This is a genomic window from Arthrobacter sp. NPDC080073, assembly GCF_040686575.1.
Lineage (GTDB): Bacteria > Actinomycetota > Actinomycetes > Actinomycetales > Micrococcaceae > Arthrobacter.
On record NZ_JBFBKR010000006.1, the window covers coordinates 152,735 to 171,065 of the forward strand.

Consider the following 18,331-nt stretch of genomic DNA (forward strand, 5'->3'; position numbering starts at 1 on the left):
GGTCCGTGCTGACCGTGACAGTTGCCCCGAGAGATGGGAGTTGGCTGCAGGGTGCGTAACCGGAGAACATGACGGTGCGCGGCTCGGGCGCCGAGCCGACACTCAGGTAGACCTCGCAGTGCTTCCCCTTTGCGTTGAACTCATGGGTGCGGACCACAGTTGCCCCGGTCCGCGGCCAGTCCTCATGAAACGGCCTTGTCATGACCCAGAAACCCGCTCCCCAAAGCAAGACCGCGGCAGCCACCAGCGCGCCGGCCACCCAAAGGCGTCTTAAGAACCGACGACGCAGCCCCGATTCAACCCAGGCTGTCCCGTTCCCGGACGGACGGCCATCGGAAAGAAGGCACAGGTCCTTCGTCAGCGGCAAAATCTCAGGATCGCCGGCCATGCCCGCATCCACGCCGCCCACGGTTTCAGTCCCCATGGGTAGAAGCGTAAAGGATCAAAGCAGGGCCCGATGCAGCCCGCAGCATTAACCCCGCCGGCCACAGTGCCCGGTGAAGGATCGGCTTGCGGGCGCCGATATGCATGCGAATCTCGGTCTCGAGGTTTCGGTAGTGCCGCCCATTCCAGTAGGGAGCGGGCTGTGCAAGACTTCCGGCATGAACGACCCACGAAGCCGCCTCCTTCCCCTCCTCCGCCAAGGTGAGCAGTTGTTGTGGGTGGGACAACCCGATCCGCGGGTTCGCTTCACTCCGGCTGACGCCTTCCTTGTGCCGTTCAGTGTCCTCTGGGGAGGGTTTGCGGTCTTTTGGGAGGCTGCGGCTATTACGACAGTCAGGCAGCCCCTGTTTGTCATCTGGGGCATTCCCTTTGTTCTGGTGGGCCTCTACTTCATTTTCGGTCGTTTCATCTTCAAAAAGCGGCGGAAGAGAGCAACGATCTACGGCCTGACCAATTCGCGAGCCATCGTCTGCACGGGGGACAGGTCAGTATCCGATTCCCCAGTCATCGGGATGCCCACAAAGGTGGACCGGGCCAGGGATGGGCGGCATGTAAGCGTGACGTTCGGATATCAAGGCCTTATGGGCCTTTTGGGCATGTACCAGAATACGGGGCTCGATTTTTTCAGCCTCGGCATGGGACAGGCGGTCGCCTTCTACGACGTAGGCGACATAGACGGGCTAAAAAGGGCCTTGGACCAGGCTCAGGTCGGATGAGTGCCAGTCGCCTCCGCTTGGGAAGGTCGTCATGAAGAAGTGGGTCCGGGGGCACCCGTATCTGACCTTCGCGTTCGGTTACGTTCTGGTCTTCGTCTTGGCAGCCTCTGTTTGGCTGGCCTTTGATGCAAGCGACCCTGCAACCGTCATGTTCAGAACTTTTACGAACACCTTGGTCTACTGGCTTTTCGCATTGTTCCACGTAAGAAAGGTACGTAAGACCAAGAAGCGCCTCGACGCACACGGCCAGTTCAGGGCTTTTGTCCGCTACCCGGACTCCCGTCCAGGTTCGCTCAGCGGCATCTGGAACCAAGGCATTGCAACGCCCGGCGCGGGATCCATCCGGTTCCAGCCTGCGGTCTACGACAATCTCGAGACCCATAATCCAGCGGCGGGACACCCTCGGGGGCGAACTCTCTCCAGCGTCGGGCGGGAGCTCCCTACGCCGGTGGCGCCGTAGATTCGCGGACCACAAGGTGCGTGGCAAGCTCCACCCGTCGAGAGTCCACTGCGTCACCGCGCATTTGGCGGAGCACGAATCGCAGGGCGGCGCGGCCCATTTCCTGCAGCGGCTGGGACACGGAGGTCAGCGGAGGGACCGATTCCTCCGCTTGGTAGGTTCCGTCGAATCCCACCACGCTGATGTCCTCGGGGATGCGGATCTTTTGACGGCGCGCCTCGGCGAGCACGCCCAAGGCAATACTGTCGCTTGCGGCAAAGATGGCCGTTGGACGCTCTTCGAGTTGAAGCAGGGTTTTCATTCCCGCCACACCGTTCTCGGAGCGGAAGGGTCCCGACAGGATGTAACGCTCCTCGACAGCCACCCCTTTCGCCATCAATGCGGCCATGTAACCGTGCAGCCGGGCCTGGTTGCACTCGGCGGCTTCCGGCCCACCCAGGTAGGCGATCCTGCGGTGTCCTAGATCCAGCAAGTGGGCCGTGGCAGCCTTGCCGCCGGCCCAGTTGCTGGCGCCGACGCTGACCACGTCACCCGGTGGCGGGTTCAGCGGGTCGATGACAACGATAGGTATCTGCCGCCGTCGAAATGGATCCAGCTGGGCCGAACTGAACGCCGAGGTCACCACGATCATGCCGCTCCGGCCTTCGTCGACAATCCGCTGCGCCCTCTGCTCGGGGCTTAGCGTCGACGCCGATTGCTGGCTGGTGATGTTGAGCAGGACTTCGACGTCGGACGCGGCCGCGTGTTCCAGTACGCCATTGAGCACTTCCACTCCATACGCCGAGTTCAAGGTGTCGAGCACGACCTCCACCACGGGCCGGCGGGCGGCGACGTTTTTTCGCTGAAGCGGTGACTTATATCCCGTCCGCTCGAGCGCGGTCAGAACCTTGGCACGCGTGCCGGCGGCAACGTCCTCGCGCCCATTGACGACCTTCGATACCGTCGGCATCGAGACGCCCGCCTCCCGGGCGATGGCAGCCAATGTCACCTTGGCGGTACCTTCATTGCTGGCCATGCAACCTCAACTCTTTCGAAATATTTCGTCGAGACAAGTTTGACCGGCACGGCGAGCAGAGTCAATCTCTATTTCATAAGAGTGTTGAACTTTCTTATAAGAATTGCCTTGACGGTGACCAACGCCACAGCTAAATTTGCCTAACGGACCGAAAATGTTCTCGAAATATTTCGATGATTCGGATCAAGCATATTCAGCGGCAGTGCAGCCTCGCTCCCCGAAGGCCGGACTCCCGAAACCAATAGCCGGGCAATCAGCGTCGAGCCCGGAGGACGAATGGAATTGCAAATGGTAAAACTCACGTTGCGTTCAGCGACGATAGCCGTCACTGCTGCGGCCGTATCGATCTCCCTCGCAGCTTGCGGATCAAGCGGACCGGCAAGTTCGGCAGGAAACGCGGATTCGGCCACCATGTGGGGCCTTACGGGCGGTAACCAGCCCGTACTCCAGAAGTCCATCGATGCATGGAACAAGGCTCACCCGGACGAGGCCGTCAAGCTCGACTTCTTCGCGAACGACGCGTACAAGACCAAGGTGCGCACCGCCGTCGGCGCCGGCCAGGGGCCCACCTTCATTTACGGTTGGGGCGGCGGCGTCCTGAAGTCCTATGTCGACGCCGGCCAAGTGGCCGATCTGTCGGACTTCGTAGCGTCAAACCCCGATGTCAAGAACCGCTACCTGCCGTCCGTGCTCAAGAACGGCGTGATCGACGGCAAGACGTATGCCCTGCCCAACAACAACGTGCAGCCCGTCGTTCTGTACTACAACAAGGAAGTCTTCGATAAGATCGGCGCGCAGGCACCCAAGACCTGGGATGAACTGATGGCCCTGGTGCCGAAGTTCAAGGCAGCAGGCATCGCTCCCTTTTCCCTGGGCGGCCAGTCCAAATGGCCTGACTTGATGTGGCTCGAGTACTTGGTGGAGCGCATCGGCGGACCCGACGTCTTCGCGAACATCGCCGCCAACAAGCCCGGCGCCTGGTCCGATCCCGCCGTCAAGGAAGCCCTGAGCAAAATCCAGGAACTGGTGGACGCCGGCGGATTCGTCAACGGCTTCTCCTCCATCGCCGCCGACAGCAACGCGGACCAGGCCCTCCTCTACACCGGCAAGGCCGCCATGATCCTGCAGGGCGGCTGGATCTACCAGAGCATGAAGAAGGACGCCGCGGACTTCGTCAAGAACGGCAAGCTGGGCTACGTCACCTTCCCCGCTGTTTCCGGCGGCAAGGGCGATCCGGCCAACGTCGTGGGCAACCCTTCCAACTTCTGGTCGATCTCTTCCAAGGCCACTGACAGCCAGAAGAAGGCAGCACTCGACTACGTCAAGAGCGGGATGTTCACCGACGCTGACACCCAAGCCCTCATCGACTCCGGCGCTGTTCCCGTGACCACGGGCATCGAAAGCAAGCTGGCCGCATCGCCGGACAAGGACTTTCTGAGCTATGTGTATGGAATGGCCAAGAACGCCCCCAGCTTCACTCTCTCTTGGGACCAGGCCCTCAGCCCCGCCCAGGGGGACGCCATGTTGGCGAACCTGGACCAGATCTTCCTGAAGAAGATCAGCCCCGATCAGTTCGTCTCAACCATGAACGCAACGATCGGAAAGTAACCAGTGTCTACCTCAACCGGTTCTTCCCGGCGGGTCCTTGAAAAGGGCCCGTCGGGGTGGCTGGCCGCACCAGCCCTCGTCTTCTTCCTCATTTTCGCCATCATCCCGCTCTTCGGCGTGCTCTTCCTCAGCTTCACCAAATGGGACGGGCTGGGCGAAATCAAGCTGGACGGCTTGTCGAGCTGGACCACGGTCCTGACTGATCCCGTCGCCGGCAATGCGCTGTGGGTCACCGCCAAGATCATGTTCTTCTCGTTCATCGTCCAGGCTCCCATCAGCTTGCTCCTCGGGGTCTTCACGTCCGCATCGCAGAAATACCGCGCTGCCCTCGCCGTCCTCTACTTCGTGCCGCTGCTGCTGTCCTCCGCGGCCGTCGCCATCGCCTACAAGGCCCTCTTGGACCCGAACTTCGGCCTTGGCCCAGGCCTGGGCCTTCCGTTCCTGGCCCAGGACTGGCTCGGCAACTCGGATCTCGTGCTGTTCGTCGTCGTCTTCGTCATCGCCTGGCAGTTTGTCCCGTTCCACACGCTCATCTACCAAGGCGGCGTACGCCAGATCCCGGCGTCACTGTACGAAGCGGCCCAAATCGACGGCGCCGGGCGCGTCCAGCAGTTCTTCGCCATCACCTTGCCCCAGTTGAAGTACACCATCATCACCTCTTCCACCCTCATGGTGGTGGGCTCACTGGCTTACTTCGACCTCGTCTTCGTCCTCACCGGTGGTGGCCCCGGTTACTCCACGAGGCTGCTGCCCCTGCACATGTACCTGACCGGCTTCAAGGCCAACGACATGGGAGCGGCGAGCGCCCTGGGCGTCATCCTCGTGGTGATCGGCCTTGCCTTGGCCCTCCTCCTGCAAAGACTCGGTGGCAAGAACCGCAACGCAAGCCAATTGGAAGGTGCCTGATGGCTTCCACAACCCAGATCCCCGCACCGCCGGCAAGACACACCGCGCCAAGCAACAAGGAAGGCCACAAGCAGGGCCCCCGAGTAAAACGGGGCAAGGGCCCCGGCCGGCTCCGTCCCAACTACCTGGGTGGCCTGGGCGGCTGGCTTTGGCTGGCGATCATCATCGTTCCCATTTACTACGTAGTGGTGACCAGCTTGAAGAACCAAGCCGGGTTCTTCACCTCGAACCCGATGATGCCGCCCACCGAACCGACGTTGGACAACTACAAGCTGGTCCTGGACAACGACTTCGCGATGTACTTCGCCAACAGCCTGATCGTCACTGTGGGCAGCGTCGTGCCGGCACTCTTGGTCTCGTTCATGGCCGCCTACGCCATCGTCCGGGGCAAGGGCCGCTTCCTGACGTGGACGAACAACACGTTCCTCCTTGGCCTGGCGATTCCCTTGCACGCCACGATCATCCCGATCTATTGGATGATCACCAAGGCCCATCTCTATGACACTTTGTTGGCGTTGATCCTCCCCTCCATCGCGTTCGCCATTCCCATTTCCGTCCTCATCCTGAGCAACTTCATGCGGGATGTTCCCAACGAGTTGTTCGAGTCCATGCGGCTCGACGGCTGCTCGGACTGGGCCATGATGTGGCGCCTCGCGCTGCCCATGACGCGTCCCGCCGTCGTGACCGTAGGCATCTACAACGCGCTGGGCGTCTGGAACGGCTTCCTCTTCCCGCTGATCCTGACCCAGAGCCCGTCAACCCGCGTGCTTCCGCTGTCCTTGTGGACCTTCCAGGGCGAATTCAGCGTCAACATCCCCGCCGTGCTCGCTTCCGTGGTGCTCGCCACCTTGCCGCTGCTGGTCATCTATGTGGTGGCCCGCCGCCAGCTGCTCAGCGGACTGACCGCCGGATTCAGCAAATAGCCAACGCCCGATTGAAATACGCGAAAGGAACACAATGACCACCGCAAAGCCCTTGCGCGTCGGCATGGTCGGCTACGCCTTCATGGGTGCCGCCCACTCCCACGCCTGGCGGACAGCGCCGCGGTTCTTCGATCTCCCGCTGGACCCCCAGCTCACCGCGCTGTGCGGCCGGAACGACGACGGCGTCCGGGCCGCCGCGGGCAAGCTCGGCTGGGGATCGGTGGAGACCGATTGGCGCCGGCTGCTCGAACGGGACGACATCGACCTCATCGACATCTGCACCCCGGGCAACACGCACGCCGAGATCGCGATAGCGGCCCTCGACGCCGGAAAGCACGTGCTGTGCGAGAAGCCCTTGGCCAATTCGGTGGCGGAGGCAGAGCGCATGACCGAAGCCGCCCAGGCCGCAGCTCTTCGTGGCGTGTTGTCCATGTGCGGGTTCAGCTACCGCCGCACTCCCGCGTTGGCCCTCGCCAAGCGGATGGTCGAAGAGGGCCGCCTGGGAAACATCCGGCACGTGCGGGCGCAGTACCTACAGGATTGGCTCAGCGACGAAAACGCCCCCATGACGTGGCGACTGGACAAGTCCAAGTCCGGGTCCGGCTCCTTGGGCGACATCGGGGCACACAGCATCGACGCAGCGCAGTGGGTCACCGGGCAAAAGATCACAGGCGTTTCCGCGCTCCTGGAAACTTTCGTCCACGAGCGGCCGTTGGCCGGTGACCTCGTGGGCCTCGGCGGACACGGCGACGTCCGCGCGGATGCGCCGCGTGGCACCGTCACTGTCGATGACGCCGCCATTTTCACAGCAAGGTTCGACGGCGGCGCTACTTCAGCGGGCGCCGTCGGGGTCTTCGAGGCCACGCGTTTCGCGCTGGGACGGAAGAATGCCATGCGACTGGAAGTCAACGGGACGAAGGCATCCCTCGCGTTCGACTTCGAAGAAATGAACGTCCTGTCCTTCTACGACGCCGCCGAATCGCCCGACGCCGGGTTCCGCCGGATCTTTGTCACCGAACCCGAGCACCCCTACGTCGGCCATTGGTGGCCCACCGGGCATGGCCTCGGATACGAACACGGCTTCACGCACCAAGTGGTGGACCTCGTGACCGCGATCGGCGCAGGCGAGCAGCCCTCGCCGTCGTTCGCTGACGCCTTGCAAGTGCAAAAGGTGCTGGCCGCCGTGGAAGCCAGCGCCGCAGAGTCCAGCCGCTGGCAGAAAGTCTAGGAGGGACCCCGATGAAAAGACCCATCACACTGTTCACCGGCCAATGGGCCGATCTTCCCTTCGAAGAGGTCGCCCGGCTCGCGGGCGAGTGGGGCTTCGACGGGCTGGAAATCGCCTGCTGGGGCGACCACCTGGACCCCTACCGTGCTTCCGTCGACGACGGCTACGTCCAGGAACGCCTCGACATCCTCGAAAAGAACGGCCTTAAGGTCTTCGCGATCGCCAACCACCTTACTGGGCAAGCGGTTTGCGACGACCCCATCGATGAGCGCCACCGCGACATCCTGTCCGATGAAGTCTGGGGCAACGGCGATCCCGAAGGGGTGCGTCACCGCGCGGCGGAGGCCATGAAGGTGACGGCACGGGCCGCGGCACGCCTTGGCGTCACGACCGTCACGGGATTCACGGGCTCCTCCATCTGGAAGGCCGTGGCCATGTTCCCGCCCGCCTCGGAATCGATGATCGAGCGTGGCTACCAGGATTTCGCGGACCGCTGGAACCCGATCCTCGACGTGTTCGACGAGGTGGGAGTCCGCTTCGCCTTGGAAGTCCACCCCTCCGAGATCGCCTACGACTACTGGACCGCGAAACGTGCCCTGGAAGCAGTGGGCCACAGGGAGAGCTTCGGGCTGAACTTCGATCCGTCCCACTTCATCTGGCAGGACCTGGATCCGGTGATGTTCCTGCAGGATTTCGCGTCGAAGATCTTCCATATGCACGTCAAGGAATCCATCCGCCAGCTCAATGGCCGCAATGGCCGGCTCGGATCGCACTTGCCATGGGCGGATCCGCGCCGGGGCTGGGACTTCGTCACCGCAGGCCATGGGGACGTGAAGTGGGAGCCGATCTTCCGGACCCTCAACGCCATCGGTTACGACGGGCCAACCAGCGTCGAGTGGGAAGACGCGGGCATGGACCGACTCGTGGGAGCACCGCAATCCTTGGCCATGGTCCGGGAACTCGCCGCCATCGCCCCGCCGGTCGCCGCTTTCGACGCGGCCTTCTCAAGCCGCTGACTACCTCCGATTTTCGGCTGTCCGGCCGTATTTCTATGCAAAGGAAACCATGACTGACAAGAAGACCGCCCTGGTGGTCCGTGGCGGCTGGGATGGCCATCAGCCATTCGAGGCCACAGAACTCTTTATCCCGTTCCTCAAGGACAACGGCTTTGACGTCCAGGTAGAGGAATCGCCCAAGATATATGCCGATTCGGCATATATCTCCGGGGTGGACTTGATCGTGCAATGCGTGACGATGTCCACCATTGAGAAGGACGAATTCGAGGGGCTCCGCACCGCCGTCGAAAACGGCACCGGGCTTGCCGGATGGCACGGCGGCATCGCTGATTCCTACCGGAACAACTCGGACTACCTGCATATGATCGGCGGCCAGTTCGCCTGCCATCCCGGCAAGCACCCGGACGAATGCATCGGCGAGCAGTCGGACAATTATGTGCCGTACACGGTGAACATGCTCCCGGCTGCCGCGAGCCATCCCATCACGCAAGGGCTAAGCGACTTCGAACTGGTCACCGAGCAGTACTGGGTGCTTTCGGACGACTACATCGACGTTCTCGCCACCACAACCCAGAAGGTCAGGGACTGGGACCAGTGGAACCGGGAGGTCACGTCCCCCGCCATCTGGACAAGACAGTGGGGGAAGGGGCGGATCTTCGTGTGCACCCCCGGACACCGAGTGGAAATCCTCCAGGACAGCAACGTCCGCACGATCATCGAAAGGGGCATGCTGTGGGCAACCCGCTAGACGCAGGAAAGCAAATAAGGGTAGGAATCATCGGCTGCGGCGCCATCATCGCCCAGTACCTTGCAAACTTCCGGAGGCTGGACGCTATTGACTTGGTAGCCGTCGCCGACCTCGACCCCGCACGCGCGCAAGCAGTCGCGGATTCTTACGAGGGCGTCCGCGCGGTTACCGTCGACGAGCTCCTGGCGGCGGACGATGTCGAGCTCGTCCTGAACCTCACCATCCCGGCCGCGCATGCGCCGATCGCGTTGAAGGCGATCGCCGCCGGCAAGGGCGTGTATGGGGAAAAGCCGCTCGCTGCGACCACCGCGGAGGCACGGCAAGTGCTCGACGCGGCGCGGGAGGCCGGCGTCGTGGTCGGCTGCGCGCCGGATACGGTGCTCGGCACCGGGATCCAGACCGCCCGCAAAGCGATCGACGACGGCCTGATCGGCTCGCCGATCTCGGCCACGGCAACCATGGTGACGCCCGGACACGAGCGCTGGCATCCCAATCCTGATTTCTACTACCAACCGGGCGGCGGACCCCTGTTGGACATGGGTCCCTATTACGTCAGCGCCCTGGTCACGCTGCTGGGTCCGGTGGTCTCGGTCATCGGAGCCGCAAGCCACACACGGGACTCGCGAACCATCGGTTCGGGCCCGCGCGAGGGCGAGGTGATTCCGGTGACCATCGATTCGCACGTGACGGGGGTCCTGGTCCACGCCTCCGGCGCCCTGTCCACGCTTGTGATGAGCTTTGACGCGGTGAAAACGAAGTCGTCCAACATCGAGATCCACGGTACGGCAGGGTCCCTGGTGGTTCCTGACCCGAACCACTTCGACGGCGACGTTGAGCTTTTCACGCTCGGGGGCGAATCCTGGCAGACGCTTCCGGTCTCGGCCGGCTACATCGATTCAGGCCGGGGCTTCGGCATCGCCGACCTTGCTGCCACCCCGGCCGGGGCCGAACCACGTGCTGGCGGCCAACTGGCGTTCCACGCGCTTGAGGTCATGGAATCCGTGCTGGCATCTGCCCACAGCGGCTCAGCGGTGCCGATCGAAAGCACGGTTGCACGGCCGGAACTTGTGGAGCTGACAGCCTTGGCTGCCCCGCTCGCGGAGGTTCAGGGAATCAGCTCGTAGGCCTGGCCCAATATTCTCCGGACTGAGGTTGCCCCGGCGCCCCTACGGGCCCGAATCCGCGGTTCAAGGCCATTTGGACCGTGCCGTGCGGCGACGTATGCGCCCGCCGTCGCCGCACGGGAGCCCGGGTCAGGACTCCAGAACCAATAGCTGCGCTCTGTCAGCGTCCCAACCGACGCGCACTTCCTCTTCCGGCAGGCGGCCGGCGCCATCAGAACTCAGCTCACGCAGTTGCAGGTCATGCCCGCCTGCCCGGAGGCGGTGGCGGACAGTGGCGCCCAAGTTGGTCGAGGACACAACAGTGGCAGGGTAACCGTTGCCGGCGGCAGGCTCGGTGCTGAATTTGAGGTGCTCCGGGCGGATGGACACGGCATAGCTTTCGCCGGTGGCGCCGCGATCCCGCACGCGTGCACGGCCCAGTCCTTCCATATCCACCACGGCCTGCTCGCCGTCGCGCTCGATGATGGTGCAGGGAATGAGATTGGTGTCTCCGAGGAAGCTAGCTACCCAGTCCGTAAGCGGGTGGTTATACACGTCCTCCGGTGGTCCGGACTGGACAATCTTCCCGTCCCGCATCACCACGATCCGGTCCGACATGGCCATGGCTTCATCCTGGTCGTGGGTCACGAAAAGCACGGAGATTCCCAAGCTCTTCTGCAAGGTCTTGATCTCTTCCTGCATCTGCTCACGTAGGCGCTTGTCCAAGGCCGCCATCGGCTCGTCCAGCAAGAGGGCAGCGGGGTTGAATACCAGTGCCCGGGCCAGCGCCACACGCTGCTGCTGCCCGCCGGAGAGCTGCCGGGGCTTTCGATCTCCCATTCTCCCGAGGCCTACACGCTCGAGGGCGTCCGCTGCCCGCTGGCGTCGCTCAGCCTTTGGTACCTTCCGCATGCGGAGGGCAAATTCGACGTTTTCGAGGGCGCTCATGTGAGGGAACAGCGCGTAGTTCTGGAACACAACCCCGAGATTCCGGTCGCGGGGCGGCAGGGTGTCCACCGGCTTGCCGTCAATGAGGACCGAACCGGCGGTGTGGTCCTCAAATCCTGCCACCATCATCATGGTGGTCGTCTTACCGGATCCGCTGGGGCCGAGCAGGGTTACGAACTCACCGGGCTCGACTGTCAGGTCGAGCTGGTCCACGGCAGTCACATCGCCGTAGCTTTTGCTGACCTGGCGAAGCTCGATGGCGCCTTGAGCGAGATTCCCGGACCGCGGAATCGAACCCGCGGAGATTGTTGATGTGGTCATCGGCTTCCTTACGTTTGTGCGGACACAGCTAGGGGCAGCATCCGGGCTGAGGATCGGCGCTTGAGGACAAACATGACCTGGAGCAGAAGCCCGATGGTGGCCACGCTGACCAGCAGGGCGGACGAGACAGCGATCTTCGGGGTCAGGTTGAACTGAATGTCCGTGAACATCTTGACCGGCAACGTTGTGGCTCCCGGGGACTGCAGGAACAAGGACATCACCGTTTCGTCAATGGAGACCGAGAAGGCGAAGAGTGCCCCGGAGATGAGGCCCGGCAAGATGATGGGCAGATACACGTGGCGGAAGACGGAGAGCGCTCCGGCCCCGAGACTCTCCGCTGAACGCACTAGCGCCGGATTGAGCCCGGCAAGACTTGCCTGGGTGGTCAGGTACACATAGGGAGTGGCGATCGCCGCGTGCGCCAGCCCGATAGGCACGATGCTGCCCACGATGCCTATCGAGATGAAAAACTGGTAGAACGCCAACGCCAGCACGACCGTGGGCACGATCATCGGAGCCAGGATCAGGCCCACTACGGCAGGCTTTCCCGGAAACTTTCGACCGTGCAGGCCGATCGCCGCAGTAGCGCCCAACAGAACGCTGATCACGACGGCGATCGCCGCCGCCTGGAGGCTGGCCGTCAATGCTGAGGTCCAGGCCCGGTCCGCGAAGAACCCGGCCACCGCAGCGAATGAAACCCCTTCGGGCGGAAACGTGATGTAGCGGCTGTCGTTCAGAGCCACCGGAACCACAATCGCCGTCGGGATGACGAGGAAGAGGAAGACCGGGATGGAGAGGAGCGCCAGAAGGCGGTGCTGTGGATTAGTTGGCTTCATGTTGGCCTCCAGCCTTCAGTACTCGTTGGTAAATGGCCACGAGGATGCTGACCATGACCGTGAGGATCACGGCCAAGGCGGCGGCTCCGGAAAAGTCCGTCAATTGGCGGGCGTAGTAGTCGATCTGGTTGGCGATCATCATGTCGCCGGGGCCTCCCATGACCACCGGGGTGATGAAGAATCCAGTGCTGATGATGAAGACGAGCAAACCCGCAGCGGATATGCCCGGCATGCTCAGCGGCAGCGTTATGCGTCGGAAGACAGAGCCCTCCCTTGCGCCGAGGGACCGGGCTGCCAGTCCGAGCCTGTCGTCAATGGACGTCAGTGACGAGAAGATCGGGAAGACCGCGTAGGGCAGGAGAACGTGGACCATACCCACAATGACTGCGAAGCGGTTGTGCAGCAGCTCAATCGGCGCATGTGTCAGCCCGATCCCCTGGAGGAACGCGTTCACCAGGCCGTTGTCCTGCAGCAAGACCGCCCATGCGAAGTTCTTCACCAGAATTCCGGTCCAGAATGGAAGCAGCACGACGGCGAACAGGATCACCCTGGTGACGTTCCCCGCACGCCAAAGCACGAGGGCTATGACGTAGCCCAGCACTACCGTCACGGCAGTGCTGGCCAGGCTGATGGTCATCGTGTTGACCAACGAGCGCACCACAAGGGGATCATCCAGCACACGCACGTAGGCGTTGTCGGCAAAGCTTGATTGCACCAGCTTGCCCAGTGGTGTCAGGAACAGGAGCAGGTCGAAGACAAGCACTGGTGCCAGCAGCAGCCACCAACTGCTTCTCCTCCGCTGCTGCCTCCTTGCGCCCGGCACCGGAGTGCCGCGGCGTTCCGGTCGGGCCCGTTGCAGGGTTGCAGCGCTCATGTCAGCTGGCCGTCCACAGCTTGAACTTCTGTTCGGTCGCCTTCAGGTTCTGCGACCACCATTTGTCGTCGCGGAGCAGGATCTTGTCAGCCAGTCGCGGGCTCGTGGGAAGGGTGTCCGCGACTTCCTTGGGCAGCTTGGACAAGGCCGGCGTGTTGGCTAGCGTCAGGTTGGTGACCTTGTCGAAGGCGGCGCCGGCGTCGGCGTCGTTGGACATGAAGTTCATCAGCTTGAAGGCTGCTTCCTTGTTCTTCGCGCCCTTGGGAACCACGAAGTAGTCTCCGGCGAGAACCCCGTTTTCAGCGGAGAAATTCAATTTCGCCCCGTCAGTGCGAGCTGCGTTGATTCGGTTATTGAAGCTCGTGGAGAGCGAGACCTCGCCTGAGGTGAGCTGCTGGATGGGCTCCTGGTTGGCCGAGTGGTAAAGCAAGCGGTCCTTGCCCGGATGGTGGCCCAGGACGCGGAGGGCACGGTCGACGTCAAGCGGGTAGATCTTGTCAAACGGAACCCCGTCCGCCAAGAGGGCTGCTTCGAGGACGGAGCTGTCAGAGAGCTGGTTGTAGACCGATCGTTTGGTGTTGTACTTGTCTTGATCAAAGAACTGGGCCCAGTCCTTGGGTGCCTGGGCATCGGTGATGACCTTCTGGTCCCACGCCATGACAAACAGGAAACTCAGGTATTTGATGCCATATTCAGCCTTGGCGTAGCTGGGCAGGCCCTTGTCGCTGATGATGTCGTAGTCGAACTTCTCCAGCAGCCCCTCGGCAACGGCGGTCTCGTATTCCGGCGCCGTGATTTCGACGAGGTCCCATTGCACGTCCCCGGACTGGACCTGCGCCTTAAGCGCGGCCAGGCTCGTGTTGGCCAACAGGGTGGTCTGGATTCCCGACTGTTTGGAGAACGGGTCAAGGATGGTCTGCGTCAGTTGGTCGTTGTAAGACCCGCCGTAGGACGTCACTGTCACGGTCTTATTGGCCGGTGCGTTGTCAGCCGCCTTCGTTGCACCGCAGCCGGACAGGGCAAGGCCCGCTAATGGGGTCAGCGCTGCCGCTTTGAGGATCTGCCTGCGGTCAAAGGGCGTGGAACGAAAATCGGTCAAGGAAACTGCCTCTCATGAGGACCCGCCCCACGGCACGCCGAAAAAAGGCATGCCAAGGCTTGGGGTGTGGTGAGCGTGGTGAAGGAGCTTCAAGAGAATCGGCTGCGGCGGTTCACGCCCACAGCCTGTCCACTCATCGTGTATCTCAAGTCCGCAGATCCGCGGCGCTTCGGTCCCGCAACTCTAACTGTGAAGTTGCTCACTAGTCAACGGGCGTAGCACTTTAAGAAACAAAGAGATGCTTGTTCCGCGCCCCGCTCAGTCGCCAGGCCCTACATCACCAGCCACCACTCCTCCGCCCTAGTCCGCCGGGTAGTGGATTCCCACTTGGCTGCGTGCTTCATCCAGCAGGGACATCGTGGCCAGGGTATCTGCCAATGGCATGGTGGGGCTCTCGAGAAGGCCCTGCTGCAGGCAGCGGATTACTTCGCGCAGCTGGTATGTGTAGCCATGGCCGGCAGGGGTGAATTTCTCCACCCGTTGCTCGCCGGAGCTGGAGACAATGGTCAGCTCGCTTGGATTGAACAGTGGCGCGTTGCAGCGCAGCATGCCCTTGGTGCCGCATACGGTGGCCGTTTGCGGGGTTGCCGCGGTCAACGACGTCATGGCCTGGACTTGCGCTCCGGAGGAATAGGACAGCGTCAGTGCAGTGTCGGAATCCACTCCGCCATCCACGAGCTGAGCCGTGGCCGTGATCGACTGCGGGCGCCCGAGGCTGATCAGCGCCCAGGTCAGCGGATACACCCCAACGTCCATCAGGGCGCCTCCCCCGTCGTCGCGTCTCCACAAACGGGACTTCGGATGATACGGCGCTGGAAATCCAAGGTCTGCCTGCAGCCACCGGATCTCGCCGAGTTCACCGGATGCGATGATTTCCGCCGCCCGTTGCACACTGGGAAGGAATCGAGTCCACACGGCTTCCATCAGGAACAGGCTTTTCTCCCGGGCCAAGCTGACCAGATCTTCAGCTTCACGCGCATTGATGGTCAACGGTTTCTCGCACAACACGTGCTTCCCGGCATCGAGTGCCGCCTTCGCCACCGGGTAATGGCTCGTGTGCGGTGTTGCCACGTAAACCACCTCTACCGCGGGATCGCGGAGCAGGCGCTGATAACCCGGGATCCCGCCGTCGTCACCGTAAGCGCTCCGGAAGCCATGCTCCAAGGCAAACGCCTCCGCATTTTCCTGGGTCCGGGAACTGACGGACTGCAGAAGGGCGTCGGGCAGGAGAGCAAGGTCGCTGATGACTGTGGCGGCGATCCGTCCGGTGGAAATGACTCCCCACCGGACGGGCCTGCCGGATACAGGCACCGGATCCGGATTCAGGGAATCGAGCAGCGGTGTCCTGACGAGTAGCGGTTCAGTTGCCGGTATCAATGCGGGCACTGACCTTCCTGTAGTTCTGGCCGATGGACGCCCTGAAATCGGGCTCAGGCGTGGCATCCACGGCCACGGGCCAGTCCGGGCGGTGTCCTGCGAGTGCCCATGCCGCCTGCACCGCTGCGCCTCGGGCCACGTATTCACCGGGGCTCGGAACCACCACGGGCAGGTCGAATACCTGGGCCGCGATCCGTTGGACAGCAGGGTTCTGTACGGCACCGCCAATCAGGAGCAATCGCTCCGCACGGACGCCCTGGTCACGCAGCGCATCCAGGCCTCCGGCGAGGCCGCAGAGCATGCCTTCGATGGCCGCCCGGGCGATATTCGGCCGGGTCGTGGAGGCAATGCTGAGGCCGTGGAAACTGGCCTTCGCATGAGGCAGGTTGGGTGTCCGTTCCCCCTCGAAATATGGCACCAGCACCACACCTCCCGCACCAGGTTCGGCCTCGAGGGCTAGCCGGGAAAGCCCGTCGAAGTCGACGTCGAGCACTGCGGCAACGGAGCTGAGCACACGGGCGGCGTTCAGCGTCACGGCGATCGGCAGGTACTCCCCGCTCGCGTCCGCGAAGCCCGCCACGGTCCCGCTCGCATCATGTCCTGGCGAGGAGTCGACGGCGAACACGGTGCCGCTGGTGCCTACGGACACCACGACGTCGCCGGGTTTGGTTCCGAGCCCCAGCGCGGCGGCGGCGTTGTCCCCCGCCCCGACACCGAGCAGGATCGCGTCACCAACAGCCTCACTTGCGCGGGGGCCGCCGAAACACTCCGGATGCACGTGGCCTGCGGTTTCGCCGGGGCCCAGCACGCGGGGAAGAACGACGACGCCGGGCGCCGCCGTCGCTGACCCGGCCGAGGCTTCCCGGGCGTCTTGGCCGAACGCCAGTTTGAACAGGTCCAGATCGTAGCGTCCGGTCAGCGGGCTCCAGTAGCCGGTGCCGCTGGCATCCGAACGGTCAGTTGTCAGCTCGTCCAGGTCCGGCCCCAGCGGACTGGAGCCGGCCGGACCGTAACCGCGAAGACGCCACGTGAGCCAGTCGTGGGGGAGCGCGACGGCGGCCACCCTTGCCATGTTTTCGGGTTCGTAGTCCCTGATCCAGCGGATCTTCGTGATCGTGAACGAAGCCACTGGCACCAGCCCGGTCCGCCGGGCGAAGTCCTCGGCCCCTACTTCTGCGGTGAGGTCTTCCGCGGCTCCGGCCGAGCGCGTGTCGTTCCACAGCAGAGCCGGCCGCACGACGTTGCCGTCACTGTCCAGCAGGACCATGCCGTGCTGCTGGCCCGCTACGGACAGCGCGCTGACGCCGGCGAGGCCGCCGGCGTCGTCGAACGCTTCGGACAGAGCCCGCCACCACTCGTCCGGATGGACTTCCGTTCCGTCCGGGTGGCTCGCCCGGCCTTCGCGGACGAGAGCTCCGCTTTCAGCGTCCAGGACCACCACTTTGCAGCTTTGAGTGGAGGAATCTACCCCGGCAACAAGGTTCAAGGAAGCAGCGGCCACGGGATCAGCGCGCTCCGAGGAGGTGCTCGATGAAGAGCTGCTGGAGCTTCACGAATCCGAAGCCCTTGCCGCCGAAGTAGGCATCGGCGTCGAAGTCCTCGTAGGCGGACTTGTCGGCACGCAACTGCTCGTAGCCTTCGCCCGGGTTCAGGGTGGGTTCGTTGATTTCCGCCACGCGGGACGCCTGCAGGGCTTCCTGGACTTCGGGGTCGGCCCGGAATGCCTTGGCTCGTTCCTTGAGCAGCAAGTAGGTCTGCATGTTCGCGGCTGCGGAGTCCCACACGCCGTCGATGTCCTCGGTGCGGCTGGGCTTGTAGTCGAAGTGGCGCGGGCCGTCGTAGGCCGGTCCGCCGTCGGGACCGCCGTTTTCGAGCAGGTCCACCAAGGAGAAGGCGTTCTGCAGGTCGCCGTGGCCGAATACCAGGTCCTGGTCGAACTTGATGCTGCGCTGGCCGTTGAGGTCGATGTGGAAGAGCTTGCCCTGATACAGGGCCTGGGCGATGCCGTGGGTGAAGTTCAGTCCGGCCATCTGCTCGTGGCCTGTTTCGGGGTTGATTCCCACGAGCTCCGGGCGCTCAAGCGTTTCGATGAAGGCCAGGGCGTGGCCCAGGGTGGGCAGCAGGATGTCGCCGCGGGGTTCGTTCGGCTTCGGTTCGATGGCGAAGCGGATGTTGTAGCCCTTGTCCGTGACGTAGTCGCCCAGCAGGTTCACGGCTTCGCGGTAGCGTTCCAGCGCGCCGCGGATGTCCTTGGCGGCGTCGTATTCGCTGCCTTCACGGCCGCCCCACATGACGAAGGTTTCGGCGCCGAGTTCAGCGGCGAGATCGATGTTGTCCAGCACCTTGCGCAGGGCGAAGCGGCGGACGCCGCGATCGTTGCTCGTGAAACCGCCGTCCTTGAAGACGGGGTGGCTGAACAGGTTGGTGGTGACCATGGGAACGATCATCCCCGTGGCCTTGAGGGCCCCTTGCAGACGATCGATTTCACGCTGGCGGTCAGCGGCTGAGCAACCGAAGGGGAACAGGTCGTTGTCGTGGAAAGTGATGCCATAGGCGCCCAGATCGCTGAGCCGGTTGATGGCTTCCACGGTGTCCAGCGGCGGGCGGGTGGCCGAACCGAACTGGTCCTGTGCCTCCCATCCCACGGTCCAAAGGCCGAACGAAAACTTGTCTTCACGGGTGGGCTGAATCGTCATTGAGTGCTCCGGG

At 63.2% G+C, this 18,331-nt stretch carries 17 protein-coding genes; 9 read left to right on the plus strand and 8 right to left on the minus strand.

Features of this window, described 5'->3' with window-relative positions:
• Positions 1-602: 602 nt before the first annotated feature.
• Both AB0O52_RS09720 and AB0O52_RS09725 read left to right on the plus strand, forming a co-directional pair.
• The gene (locus AB0O52_RS09720) at positions 603-1,160 is read left to right on the plus strand and encodes a hypothetical protein (RefSeq protein ID WP_364536776.1); all 558 of its coding nucleotides are present in this window, start codon (positions 603-605) and stop codon (positions 1,158-1,160) included.
• A gap of 31 nt (positions 1,161-1,191) precedes the next feature.
• Positions 1,192-1,620 (plus strand): hypothetical protein, encoded by a 429-nt coding sequence (locus AB0O52_RS09725; protein WP_364536779.1) that lies wholly within the window; start codon positions 1,192-1,194, stop codon positions 1,618-1,620.
• On the opposite strand, the gene AB0O52_RS09730 is transcribed toward AB0O52_RS09725, so the two are convergent.
• A complete protein-coding gene (locus tag AB0O52_RS09730; RefSeq protein ID WP_364536782.1) occupies positions 1,601-2,635 on the minus strand; it encodes a substrate-binding domain-containing protein in 1,035 nt (344 codons plus the stop codon). The genes AB0O52_RS09725 and AB0O52_RS09730 overlap by 20 nt on opposite strands.
• 288 nt (positions 2,636-2,923) lie before the next feature.
• On the opposite strand from AB0O52_RS09730, the gene AB0O52_RS09735 reads away from it, so the two are divergent.
• From AB0O52_RS09735 to AB0O52_RS09765, 7 genes are read left to right on the plus strand one after another with little or no spacing between them, the layout of a single operon-like run.
• On the plus strand, positions 2,924-4,243 hold the full coding sequence (locus AB0O52_RS09735) for an extracellular solute-binding protein (protein ID WP_364536785.1): 1,320 nt from the start codon (positions 2,924-2,926) through the stop codon (positions 4,241-4,243).
• Between the two features lie 3 nt (positions 4,244-4,246).
• Positions 4,247-5,149 carry a sugar ABC transporter permease gene (locus tag AB0O52_RS09740; protein WP_364536788.1) on the plus strand — a complete coding sequence of 301 codons (903 nt, stop codon included), beginning with the start codon at positions 4,247-4,249 and terminating at the stop codon, positions 5,147-5,149.
• Entirely contained in the window at positions 5,149-6,072 is a 924-nt protein-coding gene (locus AB0O52_RS09745; RefSeq protein WP_364536791.1) for a carbohydrate ABC transporter permease, read from the plus strand. Before AB0O52_RS09740 ends, AB0O52_RS09745 begins: the two co-directional genes overlap by 1 nt.
• Before the next feature lie 34 nt (positions 6,073-6,106).
• On the plus strand, positions 6,107-7,300 hold the full coding sequence (locus tag AB0O52_RS09750) for a Gfo/Idh/MocA family oxidoreductase (protein WP_364536793.1): 1,194 nt from the start codon (positions 6,107-6,109) through the stop codon (positions 7,298-7,300).
• Between the two features lie 11 nt (positions 7,301-7,311).
• Positions 7,312-8,316 carry a sugar phosphate isomerase/epimerase family protein gene (locus tag AB0O52_RS09755; RefSeq protein ID WP_364536796.1) on the plus strand — a complete coding sequence of 335 codons (1,005 nt, stop codon included), beginning with the start codon at positions 7,312-7,314 and terminating at the stop codon, positions 8,314-8,316.
• Between the two features lie 49 nt (positions 8,317-8,365).
• Positions 8,366-9,064 carry a ThuA domain-containing protein gene (locus tag AB0O52_RS09760; RefSeq protein WP_364536799.1) on the plus strand — a complete coding sequence of 233 codons (699 nt, stop codon included), beginning with the start codon at positions 8,366-8,368 and terminating at the stop codon, positions 9,062-9,064.
• Positions 9,049-10,188 (plus strand): Gfo/Idh/MocA family oxidoreductase, encoded by a 1,140-nt coding sequence (locus AB0O52_RS09765; RefSeq protein ID WP_364536802.1) that lies wholly within the window; start codon positions 9,049-9,051, stop codon positions 10,186-10,188. Before AB0O52_RS09760 ends, AB0O52_RS09765 begins: the two co-directional genes overlap by 16 nt.
• A gap of 129 nt (positions 10,189-10,317) precedes the next feature.
• Here AB0O52_RS09765 and AB0O52_RS09770 read toward each other — a convergent pair whose 3' ends face one another.
• The 7 genes from AB0O52_RS09770 to xylA form a co-directional block, all read right to left on the minus strand.
• Positions 10,318-11,436 (minus strand): ABC transporter ATP-binding protein, encoded by a 1,119-nt coding sequence (locus AB0O52_RS09770; RefSeq protein WP_364536805.1) that lies wholly within the window; start codon positions 11,434-11,436, stop codon positions 10,318-10,320.
• A gap of 8 nt (positions 11,437-11,444) precedes the next feature.
• Positions 11,445-12,272 carry an ABC transporter permease gene (locus AB0O52_RS09775; RefSeq protein ID WP_364536808.1) on the minus strand — a complete coding sequence of 276 codons (828 nt, stop codon included), beginning with the start codon at positions 12,270-12,272 and terminating at the stop codon, positions 11,445-11,447.
• Positions 12,259-13,146, minus strand: a complete 888-nt coding sequence (locus AB0O52_RS09780; protein WP_364536811.1) for an ABC transporter permease — start codon at positions 13,144-13,146, stop codon at positions 12,259-12,261. Before AB0O52_RS09780 ends, AB0O52_RS09775 begins: the two co-directional genes overlap by 14 nt.
• Before the next feature lies 1 nt (position 13,147).
• Entirely contained in the window at positions 13,148-14,245 is a 1,098-nt protein-coding gene (locus tag AB0O52_RS09785; RefSeq protein WP_364536814.1) for an extracellular solute-binding protein, read from the minus strand.
• 300 nt (positions 14,246-14,545) lie between these two features.
• The gene (locus AB0O52_RS09790; RefSeq protein WP_364536815.1) at positions 14,546-15,631 is read right to left on the minus strand and encodes a Gfo/Idh/MocA family oxidoreductase; all 1,086 of its coding nucleotides are present in this window, start codon (positions 15,629-15,631) and stop codon (positions 14,546-14,548) included.
• Complete coding sequence (gene xylB / locus AB0O52_RS09795; RefSeq protein WP_364536971.1) at positions 15,606-17,108, minus strand: xylulokinase; 1,503 nt, start codon at positions 17,106-17,108, stop codon at positions 15,606-15,608. The genes AB0O52_RS09790 and xylB overlap by 26 nt, the downstream gene beginning before the upstream one ends.
• Positions 17,109-17,127: 19 nt before the next feature.
• Positions 17,128-18,318 carry a xylose isomerase gene (xylA, locus tag AB0O52_RS09800; RefSeq protein WP_364536818.1) on the minus strand — a complete coding sequence of 397 codons (1,191 nt, stop codon included), beginning with the start codon at positions 18,316-18,318 and terminating at the stop codon, positions 17,128-17,130.
• Between the last annotated feature and the right edge of the window lie 13 nt (positions 18,319-18,331).

Coding starts and splice junctions, on each gene's coding strand:
- AB0O52_RS09720 (WP_364536776.1), top strand. CDS start 603: ATGAACGACCCACGAAGCCGCCTCCTTCCCCTCCTCCGCCAAGGTGAG.
- AB0O52_RS09725 (WP_364536779.1), top strand. CDS start 1,192: ATGAAGAAGTGGGTCCGGGGGCACCCGTATCTGACCTTCGCGTTCGGT.
- AB0O52_RS09730 (WP_364536782.1), bottom strand. CDS start 2,635: ATGGCCAGCAATGAAGGTACCGCCAAGGTGACATTGGCTGCCATCGCC.
- AB0O52_RS09735 (WP_364536785.1), top strand. CDS start 2,924: ATGGTAAAACTCACGTTGCGTTCAGCGACGATAGCCGTCACTGCTGCG.
- AB0O52_RS09745 (WP_364536791.1), top strand. CDS start 5,149: ATGGCTTCCACAACCCAGATCCCCGCACCGCCGGCAAGACACACCGCG.
- AB0O52_RS09750 (WP_364536793.1), top strand. CDS start 6,107: ATGACCACCGCAAAGCCCTTGCGCGTCGGCATGGTCGGCTACGCCTTC.
- AB0O52_RS09755 (WP_364536796.1), top strand. CDS start 7,312: ATGAAAAGACCCATCACACTGTTCACCGGCCAATGGGCCGATCTTCCC.
- AB0O52_RS09760 (WP_364536799.1), top strand. CDS start 8,366: ATGACTGACAAGAAGACCGCCCTGGTGGTCCGTGGCGGCTGGGATGGC.
- AB0O52_RS09770 (WP_364536805.1), bottom strand. CDS start 11,436: ATGACCACATCAACAATCTCCGCGGGTTCGATTCCGCGGTCCGGGAAT.
- AB0O52_RS09775 (WP_364536808.1), bottom strand. CDS start 12,272: ATGAAGCCAACTAATCCACAGCACCGCCTTCTGGCGCTCCTCTCCATC.
- AB0O52_RS09780 (WP_364536811.1), bottom strand. CDS start 13,146: ATGAGCGCTGCAACCCTGCAACGGGCCCGACCGGAACGCCGCGGCACT.
- xylA (WP_364536818.1), bottom strand. CDS start 18,318: ATGACGATTCAGCCCACCCGTGAAGACAAGTTTTCGTTCGGCCTTTGG.